Source organism: Nocardia sp. BMG51109 (genome assembly GCF_000526215.1).
Lineage (GTDB): Bacteria > Actinomycetota > Actinomycetes > Mycobacteriales > Mycobacteriaceae > Nocardia.
Genome location: NZ_JAFQ01000004.1, coordinates 6,168,274 through 6,190,614, shown reverse-complemented (window position 1 = coordinate 6,190,614; position 22,341 = coordinate 6,168,274). Strand labels below are relative to the sequence as shown.

20 protein-coding genes are annotated in these 22,341 nt (G+C 70.2%); 11 read left to right on the top strand and 9 right to left on the bottom strand.

The features are described from left to right. Positions 1-212: 212 nt before the first annotated feature. Positions 213-1,103: a nuclease-related domain-containing protein gene (locus tag D892_RS0129440; protein WP_024804677.1), complete on the top strand. Its 891-nt coding sequence runs from the start codon at positions 213-215 to the stop codon at positions 1,101-1,103. Here D892_RS0129440 and D892_RS0129435 read toward each other — a convergent pair. Continuing rightward, positions 1,084-1,713: a phosphatase PAP2 family protein gene (locus D892_RS0129435; RefSeq protein ID WP_024804676.1), complete on the bottom strand. Its 630-nt coding sequence runs from the start codon at positions 1,711-1,713 to the stop codon at positions 1,084-1,086. The genes D892_RS0129440 and D892_RS0129435 overlap by 20 nt on opposite strands. Before the next feature lie 385 nt (positions 1,714-2,098). Then, entirely contained in the window at positions 2,099-4,027 is a 1,929-nt protein-coding gene (locus D892_RS0129430) for an acyl-CoA dehydrogenase (protein ID WP_024804675.1), read from the bottom strand. Between the two features lie 342 nt (positions 4,028-4,369). On the opposite strand from D892_RS0129430, the gene D892_RS0129425 reads away from it, so the two are divergent. Beyond that, complete coding sequence (locus D892_RS0129425) at positions 4,370-5,776, top strand: threonine/serine exporter ThrE family protein (RefSeq protein ID WP_024804674.1); 1,407 nt, start codon at positions 4,370-4,372, stop codon at positions 5,774-5,776. A gap of 167 nt (positions 5,777-5,943) precedes the next feature. On the opposite strand, the gene D892_RS0129420 is transcribed toward D892_RS0129425, so the two are convergent. From D892_RS0129420 to D892_RS0129405, 4 genes are all read right to left on the bottom strand, one after another. Then, positions 5,944-6,669, bottom strand: a complete 726-nt coding sequence (locus tag D892_RS0129420) for a TetR/AcrR family transcriptional regulator (protein ID WP_024804673.1) — start codon at positions 6,667-6,669, stop codon at positions 5,944-5,946. Between the two features lie 377 nt (positions 6,670-7,046). After that, positions 7,047-8,273: a cytochrome P450 gene (locus D892_RS0129415; RefSeq protein WP_024804672.1), complete on the bottom strand. Its 1,227-nt coding sequence runs from the start codon at positions 8,271-8,273 to the stop codon at positions 7,047-7,049. A gap of 129 nt (positions 8,274-8,402) precedes the next feature. After that, entirely contained in the window at positions 8,403-9,434 is a 1,032-nt protein-coding gene (locus D892_RS0129410) for an ABC transporter substrate-binding protein (protein WP_024804671.1), read from the bottom strand. Positions 9,435-9,497: 63 nt separating this feature from the next. After that, on the bottom strand, positions 9,498-10,985 hold the full coding sequence (locus tag D892_RS0129405; RefSeq protein ID WP_024804670.1) for a sugar transferase: 1,488 nt from the start codon (positions 10,983-10,985) through the stop codon (positions 9,498-9,500). Positions 10,986-11,495: 510 nt separating this feature from the next. Between D892_RS0129405 and D892_RS0129400 the strand changes: the two genes are divergently transcribed. The 7 genes from D892_RS0129400 to D892_RS0129370 are packed head-to-tail and all read left to right on the top strand — an operon-like array spanning position 11,496 to position 17,556. Continuing rightward, positions 11,496-12,734 carry a class I SAM-dependent methyltransferase gene (locus D892_RS0129400; protein ID WP_024804669.1) on the top strand — a complete coding sequence of 413 codons (1,239 nt, stop codon included), beginning with the start codon at positions 11,496-11,498 and terminating at the stop codon, positions 12,732-12,734. Continuing rightward, positions 12,731-13,519: a glucose-1-phosphate cytidylyltransferase gene (locus D892_RS0129395; RefSeq protein ID WP_024804668.1), complete on the top strand. Its 789-nt coding sequence runs from the start codon at positions 12,731-12,733 to the stop codon at positions 13,517-13,519. The genes D892_RS0129400 and D892_RS0129395 overlap by 4 nt, the downstream gene beginning before the upstream one ends. Further along, the gene (locus D892_RS0129390; protein WP_024804667.1) at positions 13,513-14,160 is read left to right on the top strand and encodes a PIG-L deacetylase family protein; all 648 of its coding nucleotides are present in this window, start codon (positions 13,513-13,515) and stop codon (positions 14,158-14,160) included. The genes D892_RS0129395 and D892_RS0129390 overlap by 7 nt, the downstream gene beginning before the upstream one ends. Before the next feature lies 1 nt (position 14,161). Next, positions 14,162-15,190, top strand: a complete 1,029-nt coding sequence (locus D892_RS0129385; RefSeq protein WP_024804666.1) for an NAD(P)-dependent oxidoreductase — start codon at positions 14,162-14,164, stop codon at positions 15,188-15,190. 3 nt (positions 15,191-15,193) lie between these two features. Continuing rightward, positions 15,194-15,760 (top strand): dTDP-4-dehydrorhamnose 3,5-epimerase family protein, encoded by a 567-nt coding sequence (locus D892_RS0129380; RefSeq protein WP_024804665.1) that lies wholly within the window; start codon positions 15,194-15,196, stop codon positions 15,758-15,760. After that, positions 15,757-16,887 carry a transferase gene (locus tag D892_RS0129375; protein ID WP_024804664.1) on the top strand — a complete coding sequence of 377 codons (1,131 nt, stop codon included), beginning with the start codon at positions 15,757-15,759 and terminating at the stop codon, positions 16,885-16,887. Before D892_RS0129380 ends, D892_RS0129375 begins: the two co-directional genes overlap by 4 nt. Positions 16,888-16,926: 39 nt before the next feature. Continuing rightward, the gene (locus D892_RS0129370) at positions 16,927-17,556 is read left to right on the top strand and encodes an MspA family porin (RefSeq protein WP_024804663.1); all 630 of its coding nucleotides are present in this window, start codon (positions 16,927-16,929) and stop codon (positions 17,554-17,556) included. Positions 17,557-17,572: 16 nt separating this feature from the next. Here the strand turns inward: D892_RS0129370 and D892_RS0129365 are convergent, their stop codons facing one another. From D892_RS0129365 to D892_RS0129355, 3 genes are all read right to left on the bottom strand, one after another. Beyond that, the gene (locus D892_RS0129365) at positions 17,573-18,409 is read right to left on the bottom strand and encodes a glycosyltransferase (RefSeq protein ID WP_024804662.1); all 837 of its coding nucleotides are present in this window, start codon (positions 18,407-18,409) and stop codon (positions 17,573-17,575) included. Continuing rightward, positions 18,406-19,764 carry a polysaccharide pyruvyl transferase family protein gene (locus D892_RS0129360; protein WP_024804661.1) on the bottom strand — a complete coding sequence of 453 codons (1,359 nt, stop codon included), beginning with the start codon at positions 19,762-19,764 and terminating at the stop codon, positions 18,406-18,408. The genes D892_RS0129365 and D892_RS0129360 overlap by 4 nt, the downstream gene beginning before the upstream one ends. 150 nt (positions 19,765-19,914) lie before the next feature. Next, positions 19,915-20,484, bottom strand: a complete 570-nt coding sequence (locus tag D892_RS0129355; RefSeq protein ID WP_024804660.1) for a peptide deformylase — start codon at positions 20,482-20,484, stop codon at positions 19,915-19,917. 46 nt (positions 20,485-20,530) lie between these two features. Here D892_RS0129355 and D892_RS0129350 point away from each other — a divergent pair, with 46 nt between their 5' ends. Both D892_RS0129350 and D892_RS0129345 read left to right on the top strand, forming a co-directional pair. Next, positions 20,531-21,076: a PadR family transcriptional regulator gene (locus tag D892_RS0129350; RefSeq protein WP_024804659.1), complete on the top strand. Its 546-nt coding sequence runs from the start codon at positions 20,531-20,533 to the stop codon at positions 21,074-21,076. A gap of 176 nt (positions 21,077-21,252) precedes the next feature. Continuing rightward, entirely contained in the window at positions 21,253-22,293 is a 1,041-nt protein-coding gene (locus tag D892_RS0129345) for a glycosyltransferase family 4 protein (protein WP_024804658.1), read from the top strand. Positions 22,294-22,341: the final 48 nt, after the last annotated feature.

Sequence of the window (22,341 nt, the reverse complement as noted above, 5' to 3'; positions counted from 1 at the left end):
GCGTGCTTGCGGCCGGGCCGTCCGGTGGGATCAAGGTCGAGAACACGGCGAAACGACGAGGGCAGGCATGCCCGGACGAGGGTTGCGGGCGCGGCCGATTCGCCGGCGCCGGGCGCCGGAACGCCTACACGCGGGCCCGCGTCCCCACCCGATCCGGCGCGGGCACTTATGCTTTCGGTACCGAGTCGCTACAGCAGGAGGGCTGGTCGCCAATGCTCGTTCGAGTGCAGAATGCCGCCGGCACCCTGGCCGAGCGGGCGCTGATCGATTGGCTGCGCACCTGGAAGAACCCGGGTGATCCGCACGGCGTGGCCACCGTGAACTGCAGCCTGTTCCACAACGATCGGCTGCATCAGTTCGATGCGGTGATCTGGACACCGACCAGTTGCGTGGTGGTCGAGGCCGAGGCGCTGGCGGCGAAGGCCTCCGGCGAACTGGAGGTGCCGCTGAGCGGCCCCTGGCGGGTCGGCAACCAGGCTGTGGCGCTGGAGGGCGGCGACCGCCGCACGCCGGTGGACAAGTCGCACGAGCACACCTACGCGCTGCAGAGCTGGCTGTCCGAGCGCGGACTGGGCCAGCGGGTGGTGCACGGGGCGGTGCTGGTGGTGCCGCCGCACGGTTCGGATCTGCGGATCCGGCAGCTGTGGAACGATCCCAGCTTCGAGGTGGTGCTCGGCGACGATCCGCGCCGCTTCGCCGACTACCTGAAGACGCTGGCCTCGCAGGGCCGCGCGCAGTGGACGACGACCGATATCGCGATGACCTTCCGCGGCCTGGGCATCCTGCCGTATCTGCCGGCGCCGCAGGACCTCGAGCGCGAGGGCTTCGGCGGGCCGGTGGACATCACGCTGTGGTACGGCGGCCCGCAGCAGGCCCAGGCCGAGACCTATCTGGAGGAGAAGGCGCAGGCCGAGCAGGAGTACGCCGGGCCGCTGCCGATAACGATGCCCTGGTACAGCCCGTGGAAGCTGTATCCCAAGGAGGCCGAGCGGGTCGACATGGGCCGGGCGCTGCTGCGCATCGCCCTCGCGATGGGCATGGTGATCGCGGTCGCGTGGGTGATTTGGTTCGTGTTCCAGCTTCTCACTTACTCGCCCGGCTGAGTAGCACCCGGCCGAACCGGCCCGGCACGGGATACATCGCCGTCACCAGGGCGATCGCCGCCGCCGTCCCGCCGACGACGTCGGTCGCATGGTGGTAGCCCAGCCCCACCATGCCGATCGCCACCCCGGTCAACAGCACCGCGGCGACCGCACCCGCCGCGACCCGCACCCGCCGGTCCGGACAGACCAGCACGAAAGCCGTTGCGAGGGCGACGAAGTGCACGGCGTGCCCGCTCGGGTAGGCCAGATAGTCGTCCAGGTGCCTGCCCCACAACGGTTTCAGCACCCAGGTGTTGACCGCGACCGCCAGCTCCGGCGCCACGACGAGAAAACCGGTGCTCCACCACTCCCGCCGCACGGCGTACCGGACCGCCCCGATCGCGAGCAGCGGCAGCAGCACGGCGGCGTTGCTGGGAATCACCAGCACCTCGAAGACACCGGGATGCGCACCCAGCACCTCACCCACCCACTCCCCCACAACACGATCGAACCCCGTCGGCCCACCCCCACCCGGAAATGTCAGCGGCAGCAGCACGGTCACCAGCACACCGAGCGCCACGGCCGCCGGAAGCGCGGCCTGCCGCGGTGAGACAACGAGCGATCGATCCACCGCACGACGATAACCAGCCGCTCCCGCCACCTCAGCCGTGCGGTAACAAGCCGTCATGGTGTGCACCACGATGCGCCGCACAAGACAGTGCGTCCCACGAGTTCCGAGATCTCCGCGACTGCGGTGAGCCACCAGTCGGTAGCGCCCGGCTCACGCAACCAGGCAGCCGCGCCCGTACCTGCGAGTCGGTCCCGCGGCGCGAACGCGGTGTCGCCGCCGACCAGTTGTGTCGCGTGGCGTACAGGCCGGCCGGGCAGCGATCCCCGCCACGTCACCGGCGCAGCCGCCGACGAGGAAGGCATCGTCCTGAGCGGGCGTGCACCCGCTGTTCGGCAGTCGATGCACAGTTGCGGTGGTGGACGAGTTCGGTTGGGCGCGTGCGGGTCTACTCGCCCTGGTGGACGCTCGCGTCGTCGAGCATGGCCGCGTGCAGCATGTCCCGCGGGACGCCGAGGGCGTCGACCAGGGTGGTGGCGTGCGGGCGGAGGCGGTCGACCAGTTCGTTGACGCCGCGGCGGACGGCCTTGGCGCGCTCGACGGACATGAAGCGGTGCATGATGTACCACGCCTGGTGCTGCTCGATCGAGGAGAAGACGAACAGGTCGCAGACGGTGTCGGCGAGTTCGCGCGCGTCCGGGTCGTCGATCTCGGCGATGCCCTCGATGAACGCCTCGAGGACCAGGCGGTCGATATGCGCCTCGCCGGCCGTCAGGATGTGGTCCTGGGCGTTGTTGAACGCCTCGAACGGACCGGTCTCGCCGGCGCGGGCGCGCAGCCGGTGCGCGGCGGTCCGCACGAGATAGTCCTCGCGGTCGGCGAACAGTTGCAGCTGCACCGAGCGGCGGGCCAGGTCGCCGTCGTCCACGCCCTCGTCGGAGCGGTCGCGCAGGCGCTGGATGAGCTGGCGCACGCCGGTGCCCTGGCGCACCACGTCGCGGCCCATCGTCGCGGCGAAGCGCACCCAGCCCAGCGCGTCCAGATCGCGCACCTCGTCGGAGTAGGCGGTGAGCAACTCCTTGGCGACCAGCTGGGTGAGCACCACGTTGTCGCCCTCGAAGGTGGTGAACACGTCGGTGTCGGCCTTCAGGGTCACCAGCCGGTTCTCGGTGAGATAGCCCGCGCCGCCGCAACATTCGCGGCACTCCTGGATGGCCCGGGTGGCGTGCCGGGTCTGCGCGGCCTTGAGTCCGGCCGCCCGCTTCTCCAGCGCCCGCTGCGCGCCCGGATCGAGGTCCTGTCCGGTCTGCACCGTGTGCATCCGCCGCACCAGGTCGTTCTGCGCGAACGACAGCGCGAACGCCCGGGCGACGTGCGGCAGCAGCCGGCGCTGATGGCTGCGGTAGTCCAGCAGCAGGGTCTCCTCGCCGCTGTCCGGGTCGGCGAACTGGCGGCGCCGCTCGGCGTAGCGCAGCGCGATGCTCAGTGCCACCCGCGCGCCGGCGGCGGCCGCCCCGCCGACGCTGATCCGCCCGCGCACCAGCGTGCCGAGCGTGGTGAAGAAGCGGCGGCCCGGCGTATCGATGCTGGAGGAGTACGTCCCGTCCGGCTCCACGTCGGCGTAGCGGTTGAGCAGGTTCTCCCGCGGGATCCGCACCCGGTCGAACAGGATCCGCCCGTTGTCGACGCCGGGCAGACCGCCCTTGAGACCGCAGTCGGAGGTGGTCACGCCGGGCAGATCGCGGCCCTGCTCGTCGCGGATCGGCACCAGGAAGCAGTGCACGCCCTGGTTCTCGCCCTGCGTGATCAGCTGCGCGAATACCGCGGCCATCCGGGCGTGTTCGGCGGCGCCGCCGATGTAGTCCTTGCGCGCGGAGGCGGTGGGGCTGTGCACGACGAATTCGCGCGTCGCCGGATCGTAGGTGGCGGTGGTCTCCAGGTTCGCCACATCGCTGCCGTGCCCGGACTCGGTCATCGCGAAGCAGCCCAGCAGGTCCAGCGGCAGCAGGCGCTTGACGACGTCGCTGTGGCGTTCGGTGCCGAGGTTCTCCACCGCGCCGCCGAACAGGCCCCACTGCACGCCGGACTTCACCCACAGCGACAGATCGGCGTAGGCGAGCATCTCCAGGCCGGTCACCGCGCCGCCGGGATCGCCGGTGCCGCCGTTCTCCAGCCGGAAACCCTTTTCGGCATAACCCAATTCGGCGACCAGGCGCATCTGCTCGAGGGTCCGCGCGCGGGCGGCCCGGTAGTCCAAGTGCGGGTCGCCGAACAGCCGGTCGTCGCAGAGTTGCCGGCGCGCCTGCTCGCGGACGTCTCGCCAGGGGCCGTCCAGGGCCGCTCGCAGGTGGTCCGCGGTCGAGTTCTCGGTGGCCATGCCACGACGATAGCGCCCGAAGCCGCCGAGTTGCCGATCCGTAACCGAGGACACCGGGCGGTGTCGCCGGGCCGTTGCATAGCCCGTCACATCGATATCGGCAAGGGTATGTAATACCGAATCCACCATGACCGATGGCCCGGTGTGCGATCCGAACCCCTTCTCAACCGGCCCCACCTGGGCTCTACACATCCCCGAGACCAATCCGACACTGTGACCATGACCACCGCCCGCACCTCACGGCTGACGGAATCGCAACCAGCATCTACCTTGCAAGATGTGAGCGATGACGTGGAGACGGTGGTGATCCGTTACGCACCGGCTCCTGCGAAGGAGTCGCGCGTGCGGCGCGTCGTGACCAAGATCGTCGACCTGATCGTCGCCGACCGGCGCGCCACCGTCGACACGGTGGTCGAGGCGCCGACGCCGCTGCAGCCGATCGATCTGACCGACGACGCCCGGGTCACCGAGGTGCTGGAACTCGCCGAACGCGTGGGCGAGGTGGTGCTGGCCTCCGGCACCGCGGTCACCGACACCAAGACGCAGGTCGAATTCATCGCCGCCACATACGGTTTGTCGCAGTGCGATATCGACGTCACCTACAACGCGATCCGTATCTCGGCCGACCGCGGGCCGACGCTGCCGCCGGCGACCACCATGCGGGTGGTCAACTACCGCTCGCTGGACTTCACCCGGCTGGCCGCCGTCGACCGGCTCACCCGCCGCATCCGCCGCGAGCTGGTCCCGCCGGACGAGGCGCATGCCGCGCTCGATGCCATCACCAAGGCGCCGCACCCCTACAACCGCTGGGTGGCCACGTTCGGGTGGTCGCTGATGGCCGCCGCCATCTCGCTGTTACTCGGCGGTGGCGCACTGGTCGCCGCGGTGAGTTTCCTCACCACGGCCTCGATCGACCGGGTCAACCGCTCGCTCAACCGCCGCGGGCTGCTGTTCTTCTTCCAGCATCTGGTCGGCGGCGCGATCGCCACCGCGCCCGCGATCCTGCTCGCCACCTTCGGCAGCCACATCGAGGCCAATGCGTCGCTGATCGTCGCGGCCGGAATCACCGTGCTGCTCAGTGGTCTCAGCCTGGTGGGCGCGGTCGAGGACGCGATCACCGGCGCGCCGATCACCGGGGCCGCGCGACTGCTCGAACTGATGGTCATGACCGGCGGCATCATCGCCGGCGTGGTGCTCGCGTTGCGTGCGGCCACGATGCTGAACGCCGAGTCGCCGTACATCGACATCTATTCGGCCGCACTCGACATCGACAGTCTCGCGCTCAAGATCGCCGCCGGTGCGATCGCCTCGCTGGCCTTCGCGCTGGCCTGCTACGCGGAGAAGCGGGCCCTGGCCGCCGCGGCGATCAGCGGTGCCGCGGCCACGGTCTGCTACCTGTTCGCGCAGTACGCCGGCTTCGGGCCGGTGCTGTCCTCGGCGGTGGCCGCGACCGTCGTCGGCCTGGCGGGTGGTCTGATGGCACGCCGCGCGCTCACCCCGCCGCTGGTCGTCGCGGTCGCCGGCATCACGCCCCTGCTCCCCGGTCTGGGTGTGTACCGAGGACTGTCGGCGTTGCTCAACAACCAGCAGCTGCTCGGCCTGAACCAGCTGCTGTCGGCCGTCGGCATCAGCTGCGCCCTGGCCGCCGGCGTCACGCTCGGCGAATGGTGCGCCCGGTTCCTACGCCAGCCGCGAATCCTGCGGCGGTTCCAGGGAATTCGGCGGCCGTCGATCGGCCCCGGACAGTAGGGATTCGATCCCGGCCCGCGCCATCGGCTCGGTGAGCACCGGTACCGCGGGCCGGCTCAGTCTCCGTCCGAGGCCGCAGGCCGATTCGGTCCCTCCGAGACCACAGACCGACCCAGCCCCTCCGAAACCACAGACCGACTCGGTCTCCTTGGAAGCCGCAGGCCGGCTCAGTCTCCTTCGAGGCCGATCGTGCGAGCCAGGTCGGCCAGTGTCGCGTCGAACAGCGCATCCGAATCCCGCACGGGGATGGGGTAATTGCCGAACACCTCGAGCGTCACGTGACCGTACAGCCGGGCCCAGAAGGTGATCATGAGATACGTCACGCCGAGATCCAGCTTCTCGGCGGGGAACTTCTGCCCGGATTCGGCGAGCACCGCGAGCAACTCGCTCTGGAAGCCGACCAGATCATCGCGCAGCGCACCGGGAATCGCCTCGGCCGACGGGGTCGCGATGTCGTAGGTGGTGAGCAACCGCCCGGCCGCCTGCAGAAAGATCCGGCCGAACGGCTCGTCGAATTGCCGCATGGCACTGCCGGTTTCGCCGGTCGGCGAGGCGAACACCAGCGTGAACTCGCGCGCGTGCGCCAGCGCCCAGTGCCGGAATCCCTTGCAGATGGCGAACAACTGGACCACGCCGTCGTCGGGCAGCTCCGCCACCTGGGTGGCCAGTTCGGCGGCGAGATCGGCGCAGATATCCCGCCGCAGCGCCGCCACCAGCTCCTCGTGCGAACCGTAGTAGCGGTACAGCGCCGGGGCGGTGATGCCCAGCTCGCGGGCGATGGCCCGGAGCGTCACCGCCTCCGGGCCCTGATCCACCAGCAGCGCCCTCGCCACCCGCCGGATGTCCGCGTCGGTCACCGCGGGCATCCGGCCCCGGCGTGCGGGCTGACTCATGTTGTGCCCCTTATTCGCACGAGCGGAACCCGGCACGGCGTCGCGGGCCATCGCCTCCCTGCCTCCGCTCATACCGTATCCGTCGTGGCACGAGCGGGGGCCTCCGCGGTGACGCTCCGCCACCGCCTGCGGCCCCGACCGCTCATGCCCTGTTCGTCGTGGCATGAGCGAGAGCCTCCGCGGTGACGCTCCACTCCCGCCCCTCGGCCCCGACCGCTCATGCCCTGCCCATCTTGGCATGAGCGGGGGCCTCCGTGGTGACGCTCCGCTGCCGTCTCCGGCCCTGACCGCTCATGCCGTGCCCATCTTGGCATGAGCGGGGGCCTCCGTGGTGACGCTCCGCTGCCGTCTCCGGCCCTGACCGCTCATGCCGTGCCTCATTCGTATGCGACCTGCCAGCTCTTGATTCCGTTCAACCAGCCCGAGCGTAGCCGCACCGGCGCGGAAATCTCACGCAAGTTCGGCATCACGTCGGCGATGGCGTTGAAGATCAGGTCCAGCTGTAGCCGCGCCAGGTTGGCGCCGACACAGTAGTGGATGCCGGTACCGCCGAATCCGACGTGCGGGTTGGGGTTTCGCTGCACGTTGAACTCGAAGGGGTTGTCGAACCGGTCCTCGTCGTAGTTCGCCGAGGCGTAGAACAGGCCGACCCGCTGACCCTTCTTGATCGGCTGGCCGCCGATCTCGGTGTCCTGCAGGGCCGTTCGCTGGAAGGCGATGACCGGCGTCGCCCAGCGGACGATCTCGTCCGGTGCGGTGCCCGGCCGTTCGGCCTTGTACAGCTCCCACTGCTCGGGGAAGTCGACGAACGCCTTCATGCCGTGCGTGGTGGCGTTGCGGGTGGTCTCGTTGCCGGCCACGGCCAGCAGGATGACGAGCCAGGCGAATTCCTCGGAACCGAGGGCCTCGCCGTCGATGTCGGCGCTGAGCAGCTGGGTGACGATGTCGTCGGCGGGCGACTTGCGGCGCTCCTCGGCCAGATTCCAGGCGTAGCCCATGACCTCGGCGTTGGCCATCCGGTAGCTGTCCTTGTACTGCGGGTCGTCGTAGCCCATCATCTGGTTGGACCACTCGAACAGCTTGCCGCGGTCGGCCTGGGGCACGCCGATGAGTTCGGCGATGGCCTGCAGCGGCAGCTCACAGGCCACCTGCTCGACGAAGTCGCCGCCGCCGGTCTTCTTGGCCTCGTGCACGATTCGCTCGGCGCGCTCGCGCAGCGCGTCGCGCAGGCTGTTCACCGCGCGCGGGGTGAAGCCGCGGGAAATGATGCGGCGCAGCTTGTCGTGCGCCGGCGGATCGGTGTTCACCAGCATCGCGCGCTGGATGTCGATCTCGTCGCGGGTGATCTCGCCGTTGAACCGGATGACCGCGGTGTTGGCGTTGGTGGAGTAGATCTCGCCGCTCTTCGAGATCTCCTTGATGTGGTCGAGCTTGCTGACGACCCAGTACCCCCCGTCGTCGAAGCCACTGACTCCGTCGGGCTGGTCGACCCACCAGACCGGCGCGGTGCGGCGCAGCTCCGCCCACTCCTCGATGGGCAGGCGGGTGGAGAGCAGGTCGGGGTCGGTGAAGTCGAAGTCGTGCGAGATGGTCGGGGCTGACACGGCGGACACGGTACCTCCTTTGGAACACGTTTCACTGGGAGTGAACCACACCACACCTCGCCTTGTGAACACCTTTTACTAAATGATGTTCACTTTTTTGTCTCGCCCCCTCGACGAGCCCGGATCCGCTCAGGCGGCGGGGACGGCCGAGCGCACGGCCGCGGCCAGCCGCTCCAGCAGCGGCGCCATGCCCGCATAGGAATACCGGAAGACCGGGCTCCACTCGGTGATCGACCCGGTGCGCACCGCGGGCAGCGTACGCCACAGCGGCTTTCCGGTCAGCGCGTCCGGCTGCAGGGTGCTGGTCCGGTTGTCGAGCAGGATCAGGTCGGCCGGGTACTTGTCGGCATTCTCCCAGCTCAGGGACTGGAAGTAGTTGCCGCTGTCCACCCGCTCCGGGATGATCAGCGGCACGCCCAGTTCGTCGCGGAAGTAGCGCAGGTCCGCCGAGACCCGCGGATCGGAGACGTAGAAGGTGTCCGGGGCCGCCGACGCGGCCAGCACGCGCAAGCCGGGTTTCGCCGCCGCGGCCTCCCGCACGGCCCGCGCCGCGGCGTCGAATCTCGCTCGCGCCTGCGTCACCGCCGCGGCGGCCGGGTCGGCGCCGAGCGCCACCGCCAACTGTTCGTAGCGGCCGATGCTCTCCAGCAGCGAGTGCTCGGTCACCTCGATCACCGCGACGTTCGGGTTGATCGACTCGATCTTCGAGCGGCTCTCGTCGGGGACATACCAGAGCCGGTCGGGCACGTACATATCGGTCAGCAGCAGGTCGGGTTCCAGGGCGGCGTACTTCTCCATATCGAACTCGCCCCAGGTGTCGCCCACGACGGTGACGCCGCCGATGTCGAGATCGCCGGCCAGTTCGGACTTGGCGCCGTTCGACCTCGTCACGTCGCCGAAGATGCCGGCCAGGCGATCCTGCAGACCGTAGTCGGCCAGGGTCGCCGCCGATCCGGTGAAGGCGACCACGCGGGACGGCGTTCCGTCGGCGCGCACCACGGTCCCGCGGTCGTCGGTGAACGACCAGGAGCCCGCGCCGGCCGGATCGTCGTCCGGGGTGCGGCCGCAGGCCGCCAGGATCGCCACACCCGCCGCGCCGGCCGCCGCCAGCAGTCCGCGCCGAGTCAGGCGGTTGTCGTCGATCGCCAGGGCACCATTCATATTAGGTAAGCCTACGCACAACTTCTGGTGGCGTTTCCCGGCCGGTGCCGCCCGGCACAACCCTCAGTAGGCGCCGTCGCCCCGCGAGACGGCGCCGATCGTCCGGGCGATCAGCAGCAGGTCCAGCACCATCGACCAGTTCTCCACGTAGGACAGGTCCAACCGCATGGCGTCCTCGACCGACAGGTCGGATCGGCCGCTGACCTGCCACAGCCCGGTCAGCCCGGGCTTCACCAGCAGCCGGCGGCGCATCATGCCGTCGTAGCTGTCGACCTCGCGCCGCACCTGCGGGCGCGGGCCGACCACGCTCATCTCGCCGCGCAGCACGTTGAAGAACTGCGGCAGCTCGTCCAGCGAGTAGCGGCGGATGATCCGGCCCACCGGCGTGACCCGCGGATCCTTGCGCATCTTGAAGAACAGCGGGTTGCCGCCGCTCGCCTCGATCAGCGCGGTGGCGTGCGCCTCCGCGTCCACGTACATGCTCCGGAACTTGATCATCCGGAACGGCCGGCCGTCGCGCCCGATCCGCTCGGATCGGTAGAACACCGGGCCCGCGCTGGTGAGCTTCACCGCGACCGCGATAGCGAGCAGCACCGGCGCGACGGCCAGCATCGCACTCGCGGCGAAGCAGAAATCGAATAGCGTCTTGCCGATCGAGCCGGCGCGGTCGTACTGCGGCTTCTCCACGTGCACCATCGGCATGCCGGCCACCAGCTTGTGGGTGACCCGGGTGCCGGCGATGTCGACCAGGCCCGGCGCGACGATCAGTTCGACGCCCGGCCGGTCCAGCTCCCACGCCAGGTGCCGGAAGTCCGCCGGGCCGAGATTGTCGGTGGCCGTCACCGCCACCGTGTCGGCGCCGGTGGCCAGCACGGCCTCGAGCACCGAACGATCGTCTCCCACAACGGGTATCGTGCGGCCGTCGATCTCCAGACCGGGGGTGTTCCCGTCGGGCGTGCAGACGCCGACGACGCGATGGCCCGACTCCGGGTTGCGGGAGAACGCCGTGACCACCGCCGCCGCGGCGCCGCGCCCGCCGACCACCAGCACCCTGGTCTCGCACCGCCCGGCCAGGCGGTGCACGGTCACCCAGCGCCGCCACAGCCGCCGCTGCACGATCAGCCCCACCAGCCCGAGCGGCAGGGCTATCGCCAGGTAGCCGCGGGCGACGGCGAAACCGAAGATCAGCGACAGGATGGCGATCAGGCCGAACAGCAGCAGCGTGGCGTCCACCAGCCGGCGGTATTCCTCTGTGCCACTGCCGATCACGCGCGGCGACCGGGTGCCCGCGCCGGCCAGGAAGGCCGCCCACATCAGGCCCAGCAACACCGACACCGCGGTGTAGCGCACCTCCAGCGGCAGCGTGGTGGCCAGCGGCGGATCACCGGGGCCGCCGAAGCGGATCACCTGGGCCACCGCGATCGCCGCGGCAACCACCAGCAGATCGCCGGCCCACAGCCGCCGGGTGTACTGTGCCTGCCACCGTTCGCGATCCGACCGCGGCATACCCGTCACACGCACGACCGCGTCGGCGCTAGGTCCGAAACTCATGGATGAATACCTCCCCCACAGGAGAAACTCGGTTCCGATCTCCGATGACCGATTTCCCCTCGGGCGTCAACATCATCACCACCGTTGGGTGCCATGATGTTTCGCCGACCCGGATGCGAATGTTACTGGGTCACCCCGTTTCGCGCATCTACCAAATTTGCACAGCGCACCGTTCCAAATTCTTTTTGTACCGATATCTCGGCAGTAACAGAAAACAAACCATCCGGATTTCTTTGGGACCTAAGTCCTCTCGATGAATGACGAAATCCATTGTTGCACTGGGTGAACAGGCCGAGTTTCTCGGAGCGAGCATTTTCTGTGCACGATTCACCCGATAGCTGCCAGGAACGTCCGGGAAGCGCGGGGGCGAAACCAACCGAATGCCGCTTCCGCGCCCGGAGAAACCCGGCGAAGAACCCGTGAATCATGTTGTAACGTAAGAATCGTCGACGCCGACCTCATGGTCGTCACGGCATCTTCGCCGGTGGCCCGGCGAAAGGGAGAATTCTCGTGCGTTGCCGCCTCTGTGGTTCCGGCCGATTGGTCAGCGTGCTCGATCTCGGTGCGACGCCGCCTTGTGAAAAGTTCCTCACGGTCGCGGAATTGGATCTGCCCGAACCGGCCTATCCCCTGCACCTGCGCCTGTGCGAGGACTGCCTGCTGCTGCAGATTCCCGCGCTGATCACACCGGCCGAGACGTTCACCGAGTACGCCTACTTCTCGTCCTACTCCGACAGCTGGGTGCACCATGCGAAACGCTTTGTCACCCAGGCGATCTCCGACCTCGGACTGGGCCCGGACGCGCTGATCGTGGAGGTCGCCAGCAACGACGGCTACCTGCTGCGGCACGCGGTCGAGGCGGGCGTGGGCTGCCTGGGCATCGAGCCGTCCGTCAACGTCGGCGCCGCCGCCCGGCAGCGGGGCGTGCCCACCGTGACGGCCTTCCTGGACGAGGAGCTGGCGGCGAAGATCCGCGCCGAATACGGCCCGGCGAATCTGGTGGTGGCCAACAACGTCTACGCCCACGTGCCGGATCTGCTCGGCTTCACCCGCTCGCTGCGGGAACTGCTCGCCGACGACGGCTGGCTGTCGATCGAGGTGCACCACGCGCTGAATCTGGTGCGGCTCGGTCAGTTCGACACCGTGTACCACGAGCACTTCCAGTACTACACGCTGCTGTCGGCGCAGCGCGCGCTGGCCACCGCCGGACTCGCGGTGGCCGACGTGGAACTGCTGCCCACGCACGGCGGTTCGCTGCGGCTGTGGGCCCGGCCCGCGGCCGTCACGTCCCCCAGCGGCCGGGTGGCCGACCTGTTGAAGGTCGAGAAGGACGCCGGATTACACGGTGCCGCAGGCTATTCCGGTCTCCAGTCCCGCGCCGAGCGGGTCCGGCACGACCTGCTGCGGTTCCTGCTGGACCGTCGCGCGGCCGGCCGCCGGGTCGCCGGGTACGGCGCCCCGGGCAAGGGCAATACGCTGCTGAACTACTGCGGCATCCGCCCGGACCTGGTGGCCTACACCGTCGATCGCAACCCGTACAAGCACGGCCGCTACACCCCGGGCACCCGGATCCCGATCCATCCGCCCGAACACCTCGACGCCGACCGGCCCGATGTGGTGGTGGCGCTGCCGTGGAATCTGGAGGCCGAGATCACCGCGCAGCTGCGGACTCTCGGCGACCGGGGCGCGGAGCTCGTGTATCCGCTGCCCGTCCTGCATCACGCCGATTTTTCCGGGGGCCGGAGATGAAAGTCGTTCTGTTCTGTGGCGGTTACGGTATGCGCATGCGCGGCGGCTCCGGCGATCCGGTGCCCAAGCCCATGCAGATGGTCGGGCCGCGGCCGCTGATCTGGCACGTCATGCGCTACTACGCGCACTTCGGGCACCGGGACTTCATCCTGTGCCTGGGATACGGTGCGTCCCATATCAAGAACTACTTCCTCACCTACGAGGAGGCGGCCTCCAACGACTTCGTCATCCGGTCCGGGCAGGTCGAACTGCTCGCCTCCGATATCAGCGACTGGACCATCACCTTCGTGGACACGGGCCTCGAGTCCGCGATCGGCGAGCGGCTGCGCCGGGTCCGCGGACATCTGGCCGGCGAGCAGTACTTCCTGGCCAACTACGCCGATGTGCTCACCGACGCACCGCTGAACGAGATGATCGACAAGTGCGTCGCCGCCGGCGCCGCCGCCTCGATGATGATCGTCCCGCCGCAATCGTCGTTCCACTGCGTCGATGTGACCGAGAGCGGCGAGGTCGAGAACATCACGCCGGTATCGCACCTGCCGATCTGGGAGAACGGCGGCTATTTCGTACTCACCCAGGAGGTCCTCGACCTGCTGCCCCCGGGCGGCGACCTGGTGGCGGACGCCTGCGGTGCGCTCGCCGCCCGCGGCCGCCTGCTCGGCTACCAGCATCGCGGATTCTGGAAACCGGCCGACACCTTCAAGGAGCGGGCCGAGCTGGACGCCGCCTACCACGGCGGCGATCGGCCGTGGATGGTGTGGGAGCAGCAGGTCACACCATGTTGAGGATGACCGCGCGGGTGCGCGAGATCGCGCTGTTGGCCGCGCACTGCGACGATCTGGCCATCGGTCTCGGCGGGACGCTGCTCACCCTCGCCGAAAGCATTGCCGGGCTGCGGGTCCGGGCGCTCGTCCTGTGTGGCGGCGGCGGGCCGCGGGCAGCCGAGGAGCAGGCCGCGCTCGGCGCCTTCTGTCCCGGCGCCGATCTGGAGGTCACCGTGCTGGACCTGCCCGACGGAGGCACGCCGGCGCACTGGGGCGCCGCGAAGGAGGCCGTCGCGCGGCTGCGCCGGCACAGCAGCCCCGACCTGGTGTTCGCGCCGCAACCCGGCGATGCCCACCAGGACCATCGCCTGGTTGCCGAGCTGACGCCCACCGAGTTCCGCGATCACCTGACGCTGGGGTACGAGATCCCGAAGTGGGAGACCGATACGCCGCGGCCGACGCTGTTCGTGCCGCTGTCGGCCGAGACCGCCCGGCGCAAGGCCGAGCTGCTCGCCAAGTACTACCCCTCGCAACGGGATCGGGACTGGTTCGACGAGCAGGCGTTTCTCGGGTTGTCCCGGCTGCGCGGGGTGCAGTGCCGCGCCGCGCACGCCGAGGGGTTCGTCGTCGACAAGGCCGCGGTCGTATTCGGAGGTGTGTGAGATGCGTGTGCTCGTCACCGGGCATCAGGGATATCTGGGCACGGTCATGGTGCCGGTGCTGCGGGAGGCCGGGCACGAGGTCGCCGGCCTGGACATCGGCTATTACGCCGACTGCGTGCTCGGCCCGCCCCCGGACGATCCGCCCGGTATCGAGACCGACCTGCGCGAGGTGACCGCCGACCGGCTGGCCGGCTTCGACGCGGTGATCCATCTCGCCGCGCTGTCCAACGATCCGCTGGGCGCGCTGGCGCCGCACATCACCTATGACATCAACCTGCACGCGTCCGTGCGGCTGGCGCGGCTCGCCAAGGCCGCCGGGGTGCGCCGGTTCCTCTACGCGTCCACGTGCTCGGTGTACGGCGCCGCGGGCGAGGACCTGGTCGGTGAGCAGGCGCCGCTGCGCCCGCTCACCCCGTATGCCGAGAGCAAGGTGCGGGTGGAGGCCGCCGTCGCCGCGCTGGCCGATGCCGGGTTCTGCCCGGTATTCCTCCGCAACGCAACGGCTTTCGGATTCTCGCCGCGACTGCGGGCCGATATCGTGCTGAACAACCTGGTCGGCTACGCGGTGCTCACCGGCGAGGTGCGGGTGCTCTCCGACGGCACGCCGTGGCGGCCGCTGGTGCACGCCGCCGATATCGCGCGGGCGTTCGAGTCCTGCCTGACCGCTCCCGCCGAGCGAATCTCCGCCCGCGCCTACAACATCGGCGACGAGGCCGACAACCTCACCGTCGCCGAGATCGCCGGGGCGGTGGTCGACGCGGTGCCCGGATCGAAGCTGGTGATCACCGGGGAGACCGGCGCCGATCCGCGCTCCTATCGGGTCGACTTCACCAGGGCGCGCACGGAGCTGGGCTTCGCCGCGCAGTGGCGGGTGGCCGACGGCGCGGTCGAGCTGGCCCGCGAATACCTCGATCGCGGCCTCACCGCCGAGGATTTCACCACCCGGTTCACCCGGCTGGCCCGCCTGCGGGCACTGCGCGACGCCGGCCTGCTGGACGAGAGCCTGCGCCGCGTCCGGATCGGTGCGTGAGACGTGCGCATCGAGCAGGCCGAGCTGGCCGACGTGCTGGTCCTGGTCCCGGACCCGGTCCGCGACCACCGCGGCCTGTTCACCCGCACCTTCGACGCCGGTGAATTCGACGCCCGGCTCGGGATGCCCGGCGCGGCAGCGGCATTCGTGCAGGACTCGCAGTCCCGCTCGGCCCGCGGCGTCGTCCGGGGACTGCACGGGCGGTCCGGGCGCGGCGAGGCCAAGCTGGTGCGCTGCGCGCACGGTGCGGTGCACGACGTGCTCGTCGATATCCGGCCCGCCTCGCCCACCTTCGGGCGGCGGCAGGAATTCCTGCTCGACGACGCCGATTTCCGTCATCTCTACGTTCCGCCCGGATTCCTGCACGGCTTCCAGGCGCTCACCGGTTCCGCCGATGTCTGCTATCGCATCGACCGCCCGCACGACCCGGCCGAGGACCTCGCCGTCGCCTACGACGATCCCGACCTGGCCATCGCGTGGCCGACGACGGTGACGGCCGTCTCCGCCCGTGACCGCGGCGCGGGCAGCTGGGCGGCCCTGCGGGCCGCCCTCGGGAGCGCCGGATCATGACCGGGCGCAGCTGCCGCTCGTGCCGCGGCGCCGAACTCACCCGGGTGCTGGATCTCGGGAAAACGCCGGCGGCCGACCACTTTCCGTCGATCTCCGTGCCGGTATCGGCCGATCCCCGGCACGCACTGGCGATGGACCTGTGCCGGCGCTGCGGGCTCGCCCAGCTCGCCGAGGACGACACCCGGGTCGCCGAGCCGAGCGGCATCGAGCCGCAGGCGCTGCGCGATCAGGCCGCCGCCGCCGTCGACCTGGTCGGCGGCGCCGGGTGGTTGCGCGGCCGCACGGCCCGCGAATTCGGCAGCCCGCACGGCGGCACCTGGCTGCCGCTGCTCGCGGCGCGCGGTTTCACCGAAATCCATTCCCGGCCCGCTCATGTGGTGCTGGACACCTTCGGCCTGATGCACGAACCCGACCAGCGCGCCGCCGTCGCCGACCGGGCGGCCGCCACCCGCCGCGACGGCGTACTGCTGCTGCAGTTCCATTCGCTGGCCACGATCGTGGCGCAACGCCAGTGGAATGCCCTGCGGCACGGGCATTTCGCCTACTACTCGCTGACCGCGCTGCGGCGGCTGCTCGGCGGCACCGGGCTGTGGCCCGCGACCGCCTGGGAGTTCGATCTCTACGGCGGTTCGGTCATGATCGCGGCCGTGCCCCGCCGGGTCGAACCCGATGCCTCGGTGCGGCGCATCCTCACCATCGAGAGCCGGCTCACCGATCCGGCCGCGCTCGGGCCGCTGCAGGAGGCCGCCGACCGGCAGGCGCACGATCTGGTGGCGTGGCTGGAACAGGAAGCGGCGCAGGGGAACCGGATCTACGCGTACGGTGCCGCGTCGCGCGCCGTCGCGCTGTTCGCGCGCGCCGGGCTCACGCGGGCGCTGCTGGCGGGCGTCGCCGACGCGGCGCCCGCCAAACAGGGCCGCCGCATGCCCGGCACCGACATTCCGATCATCACACCGGACGAACTGCTCGCCGCCCGGCCGGACCGCGTCCTGCTCACCGTCCCGGACCTGCTGCCGGAGGTGCGCCGGCAGCTGCCCGCGCTGGACGACGCGTGGATCCCGCGGATCCCCGTGACGCCGGGCAGCGGCCAGGTGCCGAGCCGAGCGGGAAAACACTTGCGCCCGTAACGGTTACGGGGCAGTTCCCGATGAGGGAGGCAGGGGAATATGAATACGAACGCCATCCGCCGCGCCGCCGGTCGCGGTAGCGTCGTCGCCGCCGCGCTCGCCGTCGGCGTGGCCGTCGCGCTCGGTCCCGCGACCGCCGGTGTCGACAGCGCGAGCAGCATCGTCGACCGCGGCAACCGCACCGTGGAGGCCGTGCAGTCCGATACCCGGATCGACTTCGTCCCGCCGCTGGACGGCAATCCGCTCACCCGGGAATGGTTCCACCAGGGGCGGGCCGGCTTCCGGATCTCCGGGCCCGGCGCCGAGGACTGGCGCGGGCACGTCACGATCGGCTACATGGTCGGCTATCCCGCCACGCTCAACGGCAAGATCACGTTCCGATACCAGACCCCGGGGCTCGGCGCGGAACTCGGCACGGAGCCGAAACTGCAAGTGTTCGACCTCATTCCGCAGATCGGAGTGGAGATCGAGGCGGGATTCGGGCCGGGCATCGAGAGCATCGACTGTGCCGGCGGGGACGTCTCCGGCAGCGACGGCTACCTGCGGATGTCGGGGTTCCACGGCACCGTGACCGGGGTCCTCGGGCAGACCACGATCCGCCCGTTCGTGCGGCTGGTCGGCGCCGACGGCGATACGGTGGTCACCTACGGCCCGCTCTGGACGATCTGACTCGGCGCGATCCGATTCAGCGCAGCAGGTCGGGGCGGCGGCGCACGGTCGCCACCGCCCGGACCCGCACCCGCTCCAGCGCCTGCCCGGCCACCCGCAGATCACCGGCCAGCACATCGGCACCGTGGATCGCGTCCGGATACTCCCGGCCGAGCCGATGCTGGAACCGCACCAGTTCGGCGAGCTTGGACACCGTGGACGTGCGGCTGCACAGGTTGAACGACGAATTGCGCCAGGCCGCAAGGACTTCCGGCATGCCGTAGAACGCCCCGAACTCGCAGACCCGGGCGAACAGGTCGACATCCATCGGGAACACCAGATCGCCGCGGAATCCGCCGGCCCGTTCGAAATCGGCGCGCCGGAACATCGCCGCCGCGGTGGGGCCGAAGTCGGCCGGGCCGCGGCGCACGATCGTGCGCATCAGCGTCGTCATCGACTGCCGGCCGCGCAGGCCGGGCAGGCCCAGATCGGTCTCCTCGACCGCGCCCGCCTCGTCGATCACCTCGAACTTCGCCGAGCAGAGGGCGATCCCGCCGGCGCCCATCAGCTCCAGCTGCGACTTCAGCGCGCCCGGCAGCAGGATGTCGTCGGCGCACACCACCTTCACCAGGTCACCGGACGAGACCGAGACCGCCTTGTTCCAGTTGTCGCCGATCGGCAGCACGGTGTCGTTGCGGTGCAACCGGATCCGGGGGTCGTCGACGGAGCGTGCGATCGCGGCGGTGTCGTCGGTGCTGGCGTTGTCGAGCACCGACAGCTCGAAATCGGCGTCCTGGTCGAGAATCGAGCGCAGGGTGGTGGCGAGCGTGCGCGCGGCGTTGTAGGCCGGCACACAGACCGACAGGGTGCTCATCGTTCCTCCCGCGCCGGAATCGGCTTGCGCTCACCATCGACCAGCCCGAACGCCCGCCGCATTCCGGCGCGGGAGGCGTCGATCTGCTCGACGGCGCGGTGCTGCAACGGATCACGCAGTTCGGGCGCGGACTCCCACAGCTCCCGCACGGCGGTGCTCAGCGTCGGCCCGAGGTGCGGATCGCGGACGTCGACCACCCGCAGCCCGTTTCCGAACATGGCGGCCAGCCCGTGGAACTTGTCGTCGTAGTAGCGGGAGGCCGTGATGCCGACGGCCGGAATCCCCTGCGACAGTGCGAAAACGGCCAGATGGTAGGCGCTGGTGACGACGACCCGGCAGCGCGACACCTGACGCGCCACGTCCTCCGCCGTACCGGCCCGGCCGACCGGGCGGCGCGTGCGCACGGCACCCGCCAGCAACCGCCGCGTGCAGTCGCGGTCCTCGGCCTCGTATTCGGAGATGATCAGCGGTCGCAGCGCGGCATCGAACTCGGCTGCCCGGGAACGGATCACCTCACCGAGGATGTCCTGGGCGGCGGCACCGACCCGGGCGTAGTAGGTGATGCGCAGGCACACCCCCAGGTCACCGCCGATCTCGGCGCGCCGCAGGCCGTAGGCCAGTTCGACCGCGTCGTCGCCGGTCACCACGATCCGCTCCGGGGCCACGCCGAGATCGGCCAGCAGCTTCGGCCCGCATCTGCCCTCGCGCAGCGCGATGAGACCGACGCCGGGCAGGACCCGCGCGGCGCGTTCCAGCAGTCGCGGATCGTCGAGGGGGCCGAGGCCCTGACCGATCATGGCGGTCGGAATGCCCAGCGACTGCGCGTGTTCCAGCAGATCGAGGGCGCGGCCCGCCTGGTAGCGGTCGACGTCGGTCAGATAGCCGCCGCCCTGGGCCAGCACCAGGTCGGCCCGCGACACGGCCTCCGGCAGCGGCGGTGCGGGCGGATCGGACGGTTCGGCGTTGCCGCGCAACGCCTTCCGGAATGCGCGCACCCGGGACTTCGGCCCGTCGGTGGCGGCGCGCCAGCGCAGCGCGGCCTCGTCGCCCAGTCGATGCGGGCGCGGCGCATGCTCCCACCGCCCGCGCGGCGCGTGCTCCCACTGCCCGCGCGGATCCTGCTCCCACCGCCCACCCGCCGCCACGTCGATCGGCTCGGCGTCGGGCAGCAGTGCGCGCAGGACCCGGGGCTGCTCGGTGAGCATGCCGATCCGCGCGGACGGCCACTGCGCCCGCAGCCGCCGCACGGTGACGGCCATCATGGCGATGTCGCCGCGATTACGCAGCCAGTATTCACCGTTCTCGATGAGCACCCGGACGTCACCGGCATCCGCCCCCGCGCCGAACTTCCCCACTGTCGTAGTCCTTCCGCAAGCCGGGCACGCCCCGGAACATGGGTTCGGAGAAGCAGGCAGCACTGCCGCTGGCGAATCTATCGCACGGCGTGGGCATTTCGCTACGGCGTAGGCATTTCGCTACGGCGTGCGCACCGGAATCGGCGACGGTCAGCCGTGAAACGGATCGGTGCCGGTGCCCGGGCACCACGACCTGCCGGGCCGCGTCCAGTCCCGCTGCTTGATCATCTTGCGCGCCGCGCGGGAGTTTCGGCCGATCAGACGGGACAGGTACAACCTCCCGGCCAGGTGGTCGGTCTCGTGCTGCAGGCAGCGCGCGAGATAGCCGTTGCCCGCCACCGCAACCGGCCGGCCCTCGGCGTCGACTCCGGTCACCTCGGCCCGGTCCGCGCGGCCGGTCGGGAACCATTCGCCCGGCACCGACAGGCAGCCCTCACCGTCCAGGTCGGGATCCGGCATCGTCTCCGGCAGTTCCGACGTCACCAGGACGGGATTCACGACGTAGCCCCGGTGCCGGACGCCCGCGTCGATCAGGTCGTAGACGAAAACGGCACGGGGATCGCCGATCTGGTTGGCCGCCAGGCCCGCACCATTGGCCGCGGTGTTGGTCTCGAACAGCGTCTCCACCAGGGCCGCCAGCTCGGCGCCGAACTCCGTGACGGGAACGGCCGGGGTGGTCAGCAGGGGGTCTCCGGCGATGAGGATCGGTCGCACAGCCATACCGCCCAGAGTACTCAAATACGAGTACTCATGTCAGACTGGATGGGTGAACGAAACCCGCCTGTTCGTCCTCGCCGCGCTCGCCCGGCGCGGGCCCACGCACGGCCATCAGCTGCGCCGCGATGCCCGCCTGGACCGCGCCGACCTGTGGTCGAGGGTGAAGCCGGGTTCGCTGTACGGCGCGCTGCACCGGATGAGTGGCGAGGGCCTGATCCGGCCGCTGCGCACCGAACAGCCGGGCGCACAGCCGGCCCGGACGGTCTACGAGATCACCGACGAGGGCCTGCGCGAACTGCGGGCGCTGCGTGACGAGGCACTGTCCGAGGTCGCGATCCGCCCGGACCCGGTCGATCTCGCGCTCGCGGTCAGCACCGACCTGGATCCCGAGCTGCTGCGCGGCTATCTCACCGACCGGATCGCCGCGCTGCGGGCGCACGCCGCGCGGATCGACCATCAGCCGGATCGCCGCCGACCGGATCGGCGCACCGCCGACGATCTCGTCGTCGAGCACGCCCGGATGCGCATTCGGGCCGAGATCGAGTGGCACGACAAGGTCCTCGCCGATATCGACACGCTGAACGCCGACGAGTGATGCTGTAACGCCCGAGCCCCCGCGGCCGACGTCACTCGCGACGACAGCTGTGCGCTCGACCGGGCGAAACGCCCGGAACGGTGCAAACTTTCGTTTCGGGGATGCTGCGATCGCGCCCGCGATCGTCGACGACACTGAATCGTTGGGGCCGCGCCGTGCGTCCGTTACGGATACATATGACCGGTTCCGAGTGGTTTTCGGCGGCACCGGGCGGGTTGAACCGATACTTCACCGATCTGTATTCGGCCCTCGCCGGGCATGCGGAAACAGCGGTCACCGCAACGGCTTTCGGCACTCCGCCCGACGGCGCCCGATCCTGGGGTCCCGCCGGGGGCGGCACCCTTCGCCGCGCCCGCAGGGCATTTCTGGACAGGCCGGAACGGAATCCGGCCGCCGTGCTCGACAGGCATTTCTGCCTCTACGGTCCCGCCACCGCGGGGCCGCTGGTCGTGCATTTCCACGGCCCCTGGGCCCGGGAGAGCCGCGCGGCCGGGGAGAACGGCCGCGCGGTACTCGCCAAATATCTGCTCGAACGCGTGCGTTATGCCCGGGCCGACCGATTCGTCGTGCTGTCGAATCATTTCCGGGACGTCCTGGTGACCGACTACCGGGTGCCGGCCGACCGGATCGCCGTCATTGCGCCCGGCGTGGCTCTCGACCGGTTCGCGGCGACCGAACCGCCCGAGGGCGATCCGATGGTGCTGTGCGTGCGGCGGCTGGAGCGCCGCATGGGCATCGACACGCTCATCGAGTGCTGGCCGGCGGTCCTGGACCGGCATCCGGCCGCCCGGCTGCTGATCGTCGGAACCGGCACGGCCGCGGCCGATCTGCGCTCCGCCGCGGCCGCACACCCCGGCATCGAATTCACCGGCGGCGTCACCGACGAGCGCCTGGCCGGGCTCTACACGCGGGCGCGGTGCACGGTGGTGCCGTCGCACGCGCTGGAGGGCTTCGGGTTGATCGCACTGGAATCCCTGGCGGCGGGCCGGCCCCCGGTCGTCTCCGACTGCGGTGGGCTGCCCGATTCGGTGCGAGGGCTGGATCCCTCGCTGGTCGTGCCGCCCGGCGACCCGGAGGCGCTCGCACACCGCCTCGCGACGGCGCTCGACGGCGCGGCCCCCACCGCGAAACAGTGTCGCGCGCACGCCGAATCGTTCTCCTGGGAGCTGGCCGCCCGCAGGCATATCGCCCTGTACCGCGAGCTGGCGCCCGCGTGAAGGCCGTCTTCGTCGCGCACACCGCGATACCGTCCGGCGCCGAACTGG

Bases quoted from the DNA above. Each gene is read 5' to 3' on its own strand.
- D892_RS0129440 (WP_024804677.1), top strand. From the start codon at position 213: ATGCTCGTTCGAGTGCAGAATGCCGCCGGCACCCTGGCCGAGCGGGCG.
- D892_RS0129405 (WP_024804670.1), bottom strand. From the start codon at position 10,985: ATGAGTTTCGGACCTAGCGCCGACGCGGTCGTGCGTGTGACGGGTATG.
- D892_RS0129390 (WP_024804667.1), top strand. From the start codon at position 13,513: ATGTTGAGGATGACCGCGCGGGTGCGCGAGATCGCGCTGTTGGCCGCG.
- D892_RS0129365 (WP_024804662.1), bottom strand. From the start codon at position 18,409: ATGAGCACCCTGTCGGTCTGTGTGCCGGCCTACAACGCCGCGCGCACG.
- D892_RS0129370 (WP_024804663.1), top strand. From the start codon at position 16,927: ATGAATACGAACGCCATCCGCCGCGCCGCCGGTCGCGGTAGCGTCGTC.
- D892_RS0129395 (WP_024804668.1), top strand. From the start codon at position 12,731: ATGAAAGTCGTTCTGTTCTGTGGCGGTTACGGTATGCGCATGCGCGGC.
- D892_RS0129420 (WP_024804673.1), bottom strand. From the start codon at position 6,669: ATGAGTCAGCCCGCACGCCGGGGCCGGATGCCCGCGGTGACCGACGCG.
- D892_RS0129345 (WP_024804658.1), top strand. From the start codon at position 21,253: ATGACCGGTTCCGAGTGGTTTTCGGCGGCACCGGGCGGGTTGAACCGA.
- D892_RS0129375 (WP_024804664.1), top strand. From the start codon at position 15,757: ATGACCGGGCGCAGCTGCCGCTCGTGCCGCGGCGCCGAACTCACCCGG.
- D892_RS0129385 (WP_024804666.1), top strand. From the start codon at position 14,162: ATGCGTGTGCTCGTCACCGGGCATCAGGGATATCTGGGCACGGTCATG.
- D892_RS0129430 (WP_024804675.1), bottom strand. From the start codon at position 4,027: ATGGCCACCGAGAACTCGACCGCGGACCACCTGCGAGCGGCCCTGGAC.
- D892_RS0129355 (WP_024804660.1), bottom strand. From the start codon at position 20,484: ATGGCTGTGCGACCGATCCTCATCGCCGGAGACCCCCTGCTGACCACC.
- D892_RS0129410 (WP_024804671.1), bottom strand. From the start codon at position 9,434: ATGAATGGTGCCCTGGCGATCGACGACAACCGCCTGACTCGGCGCGGA.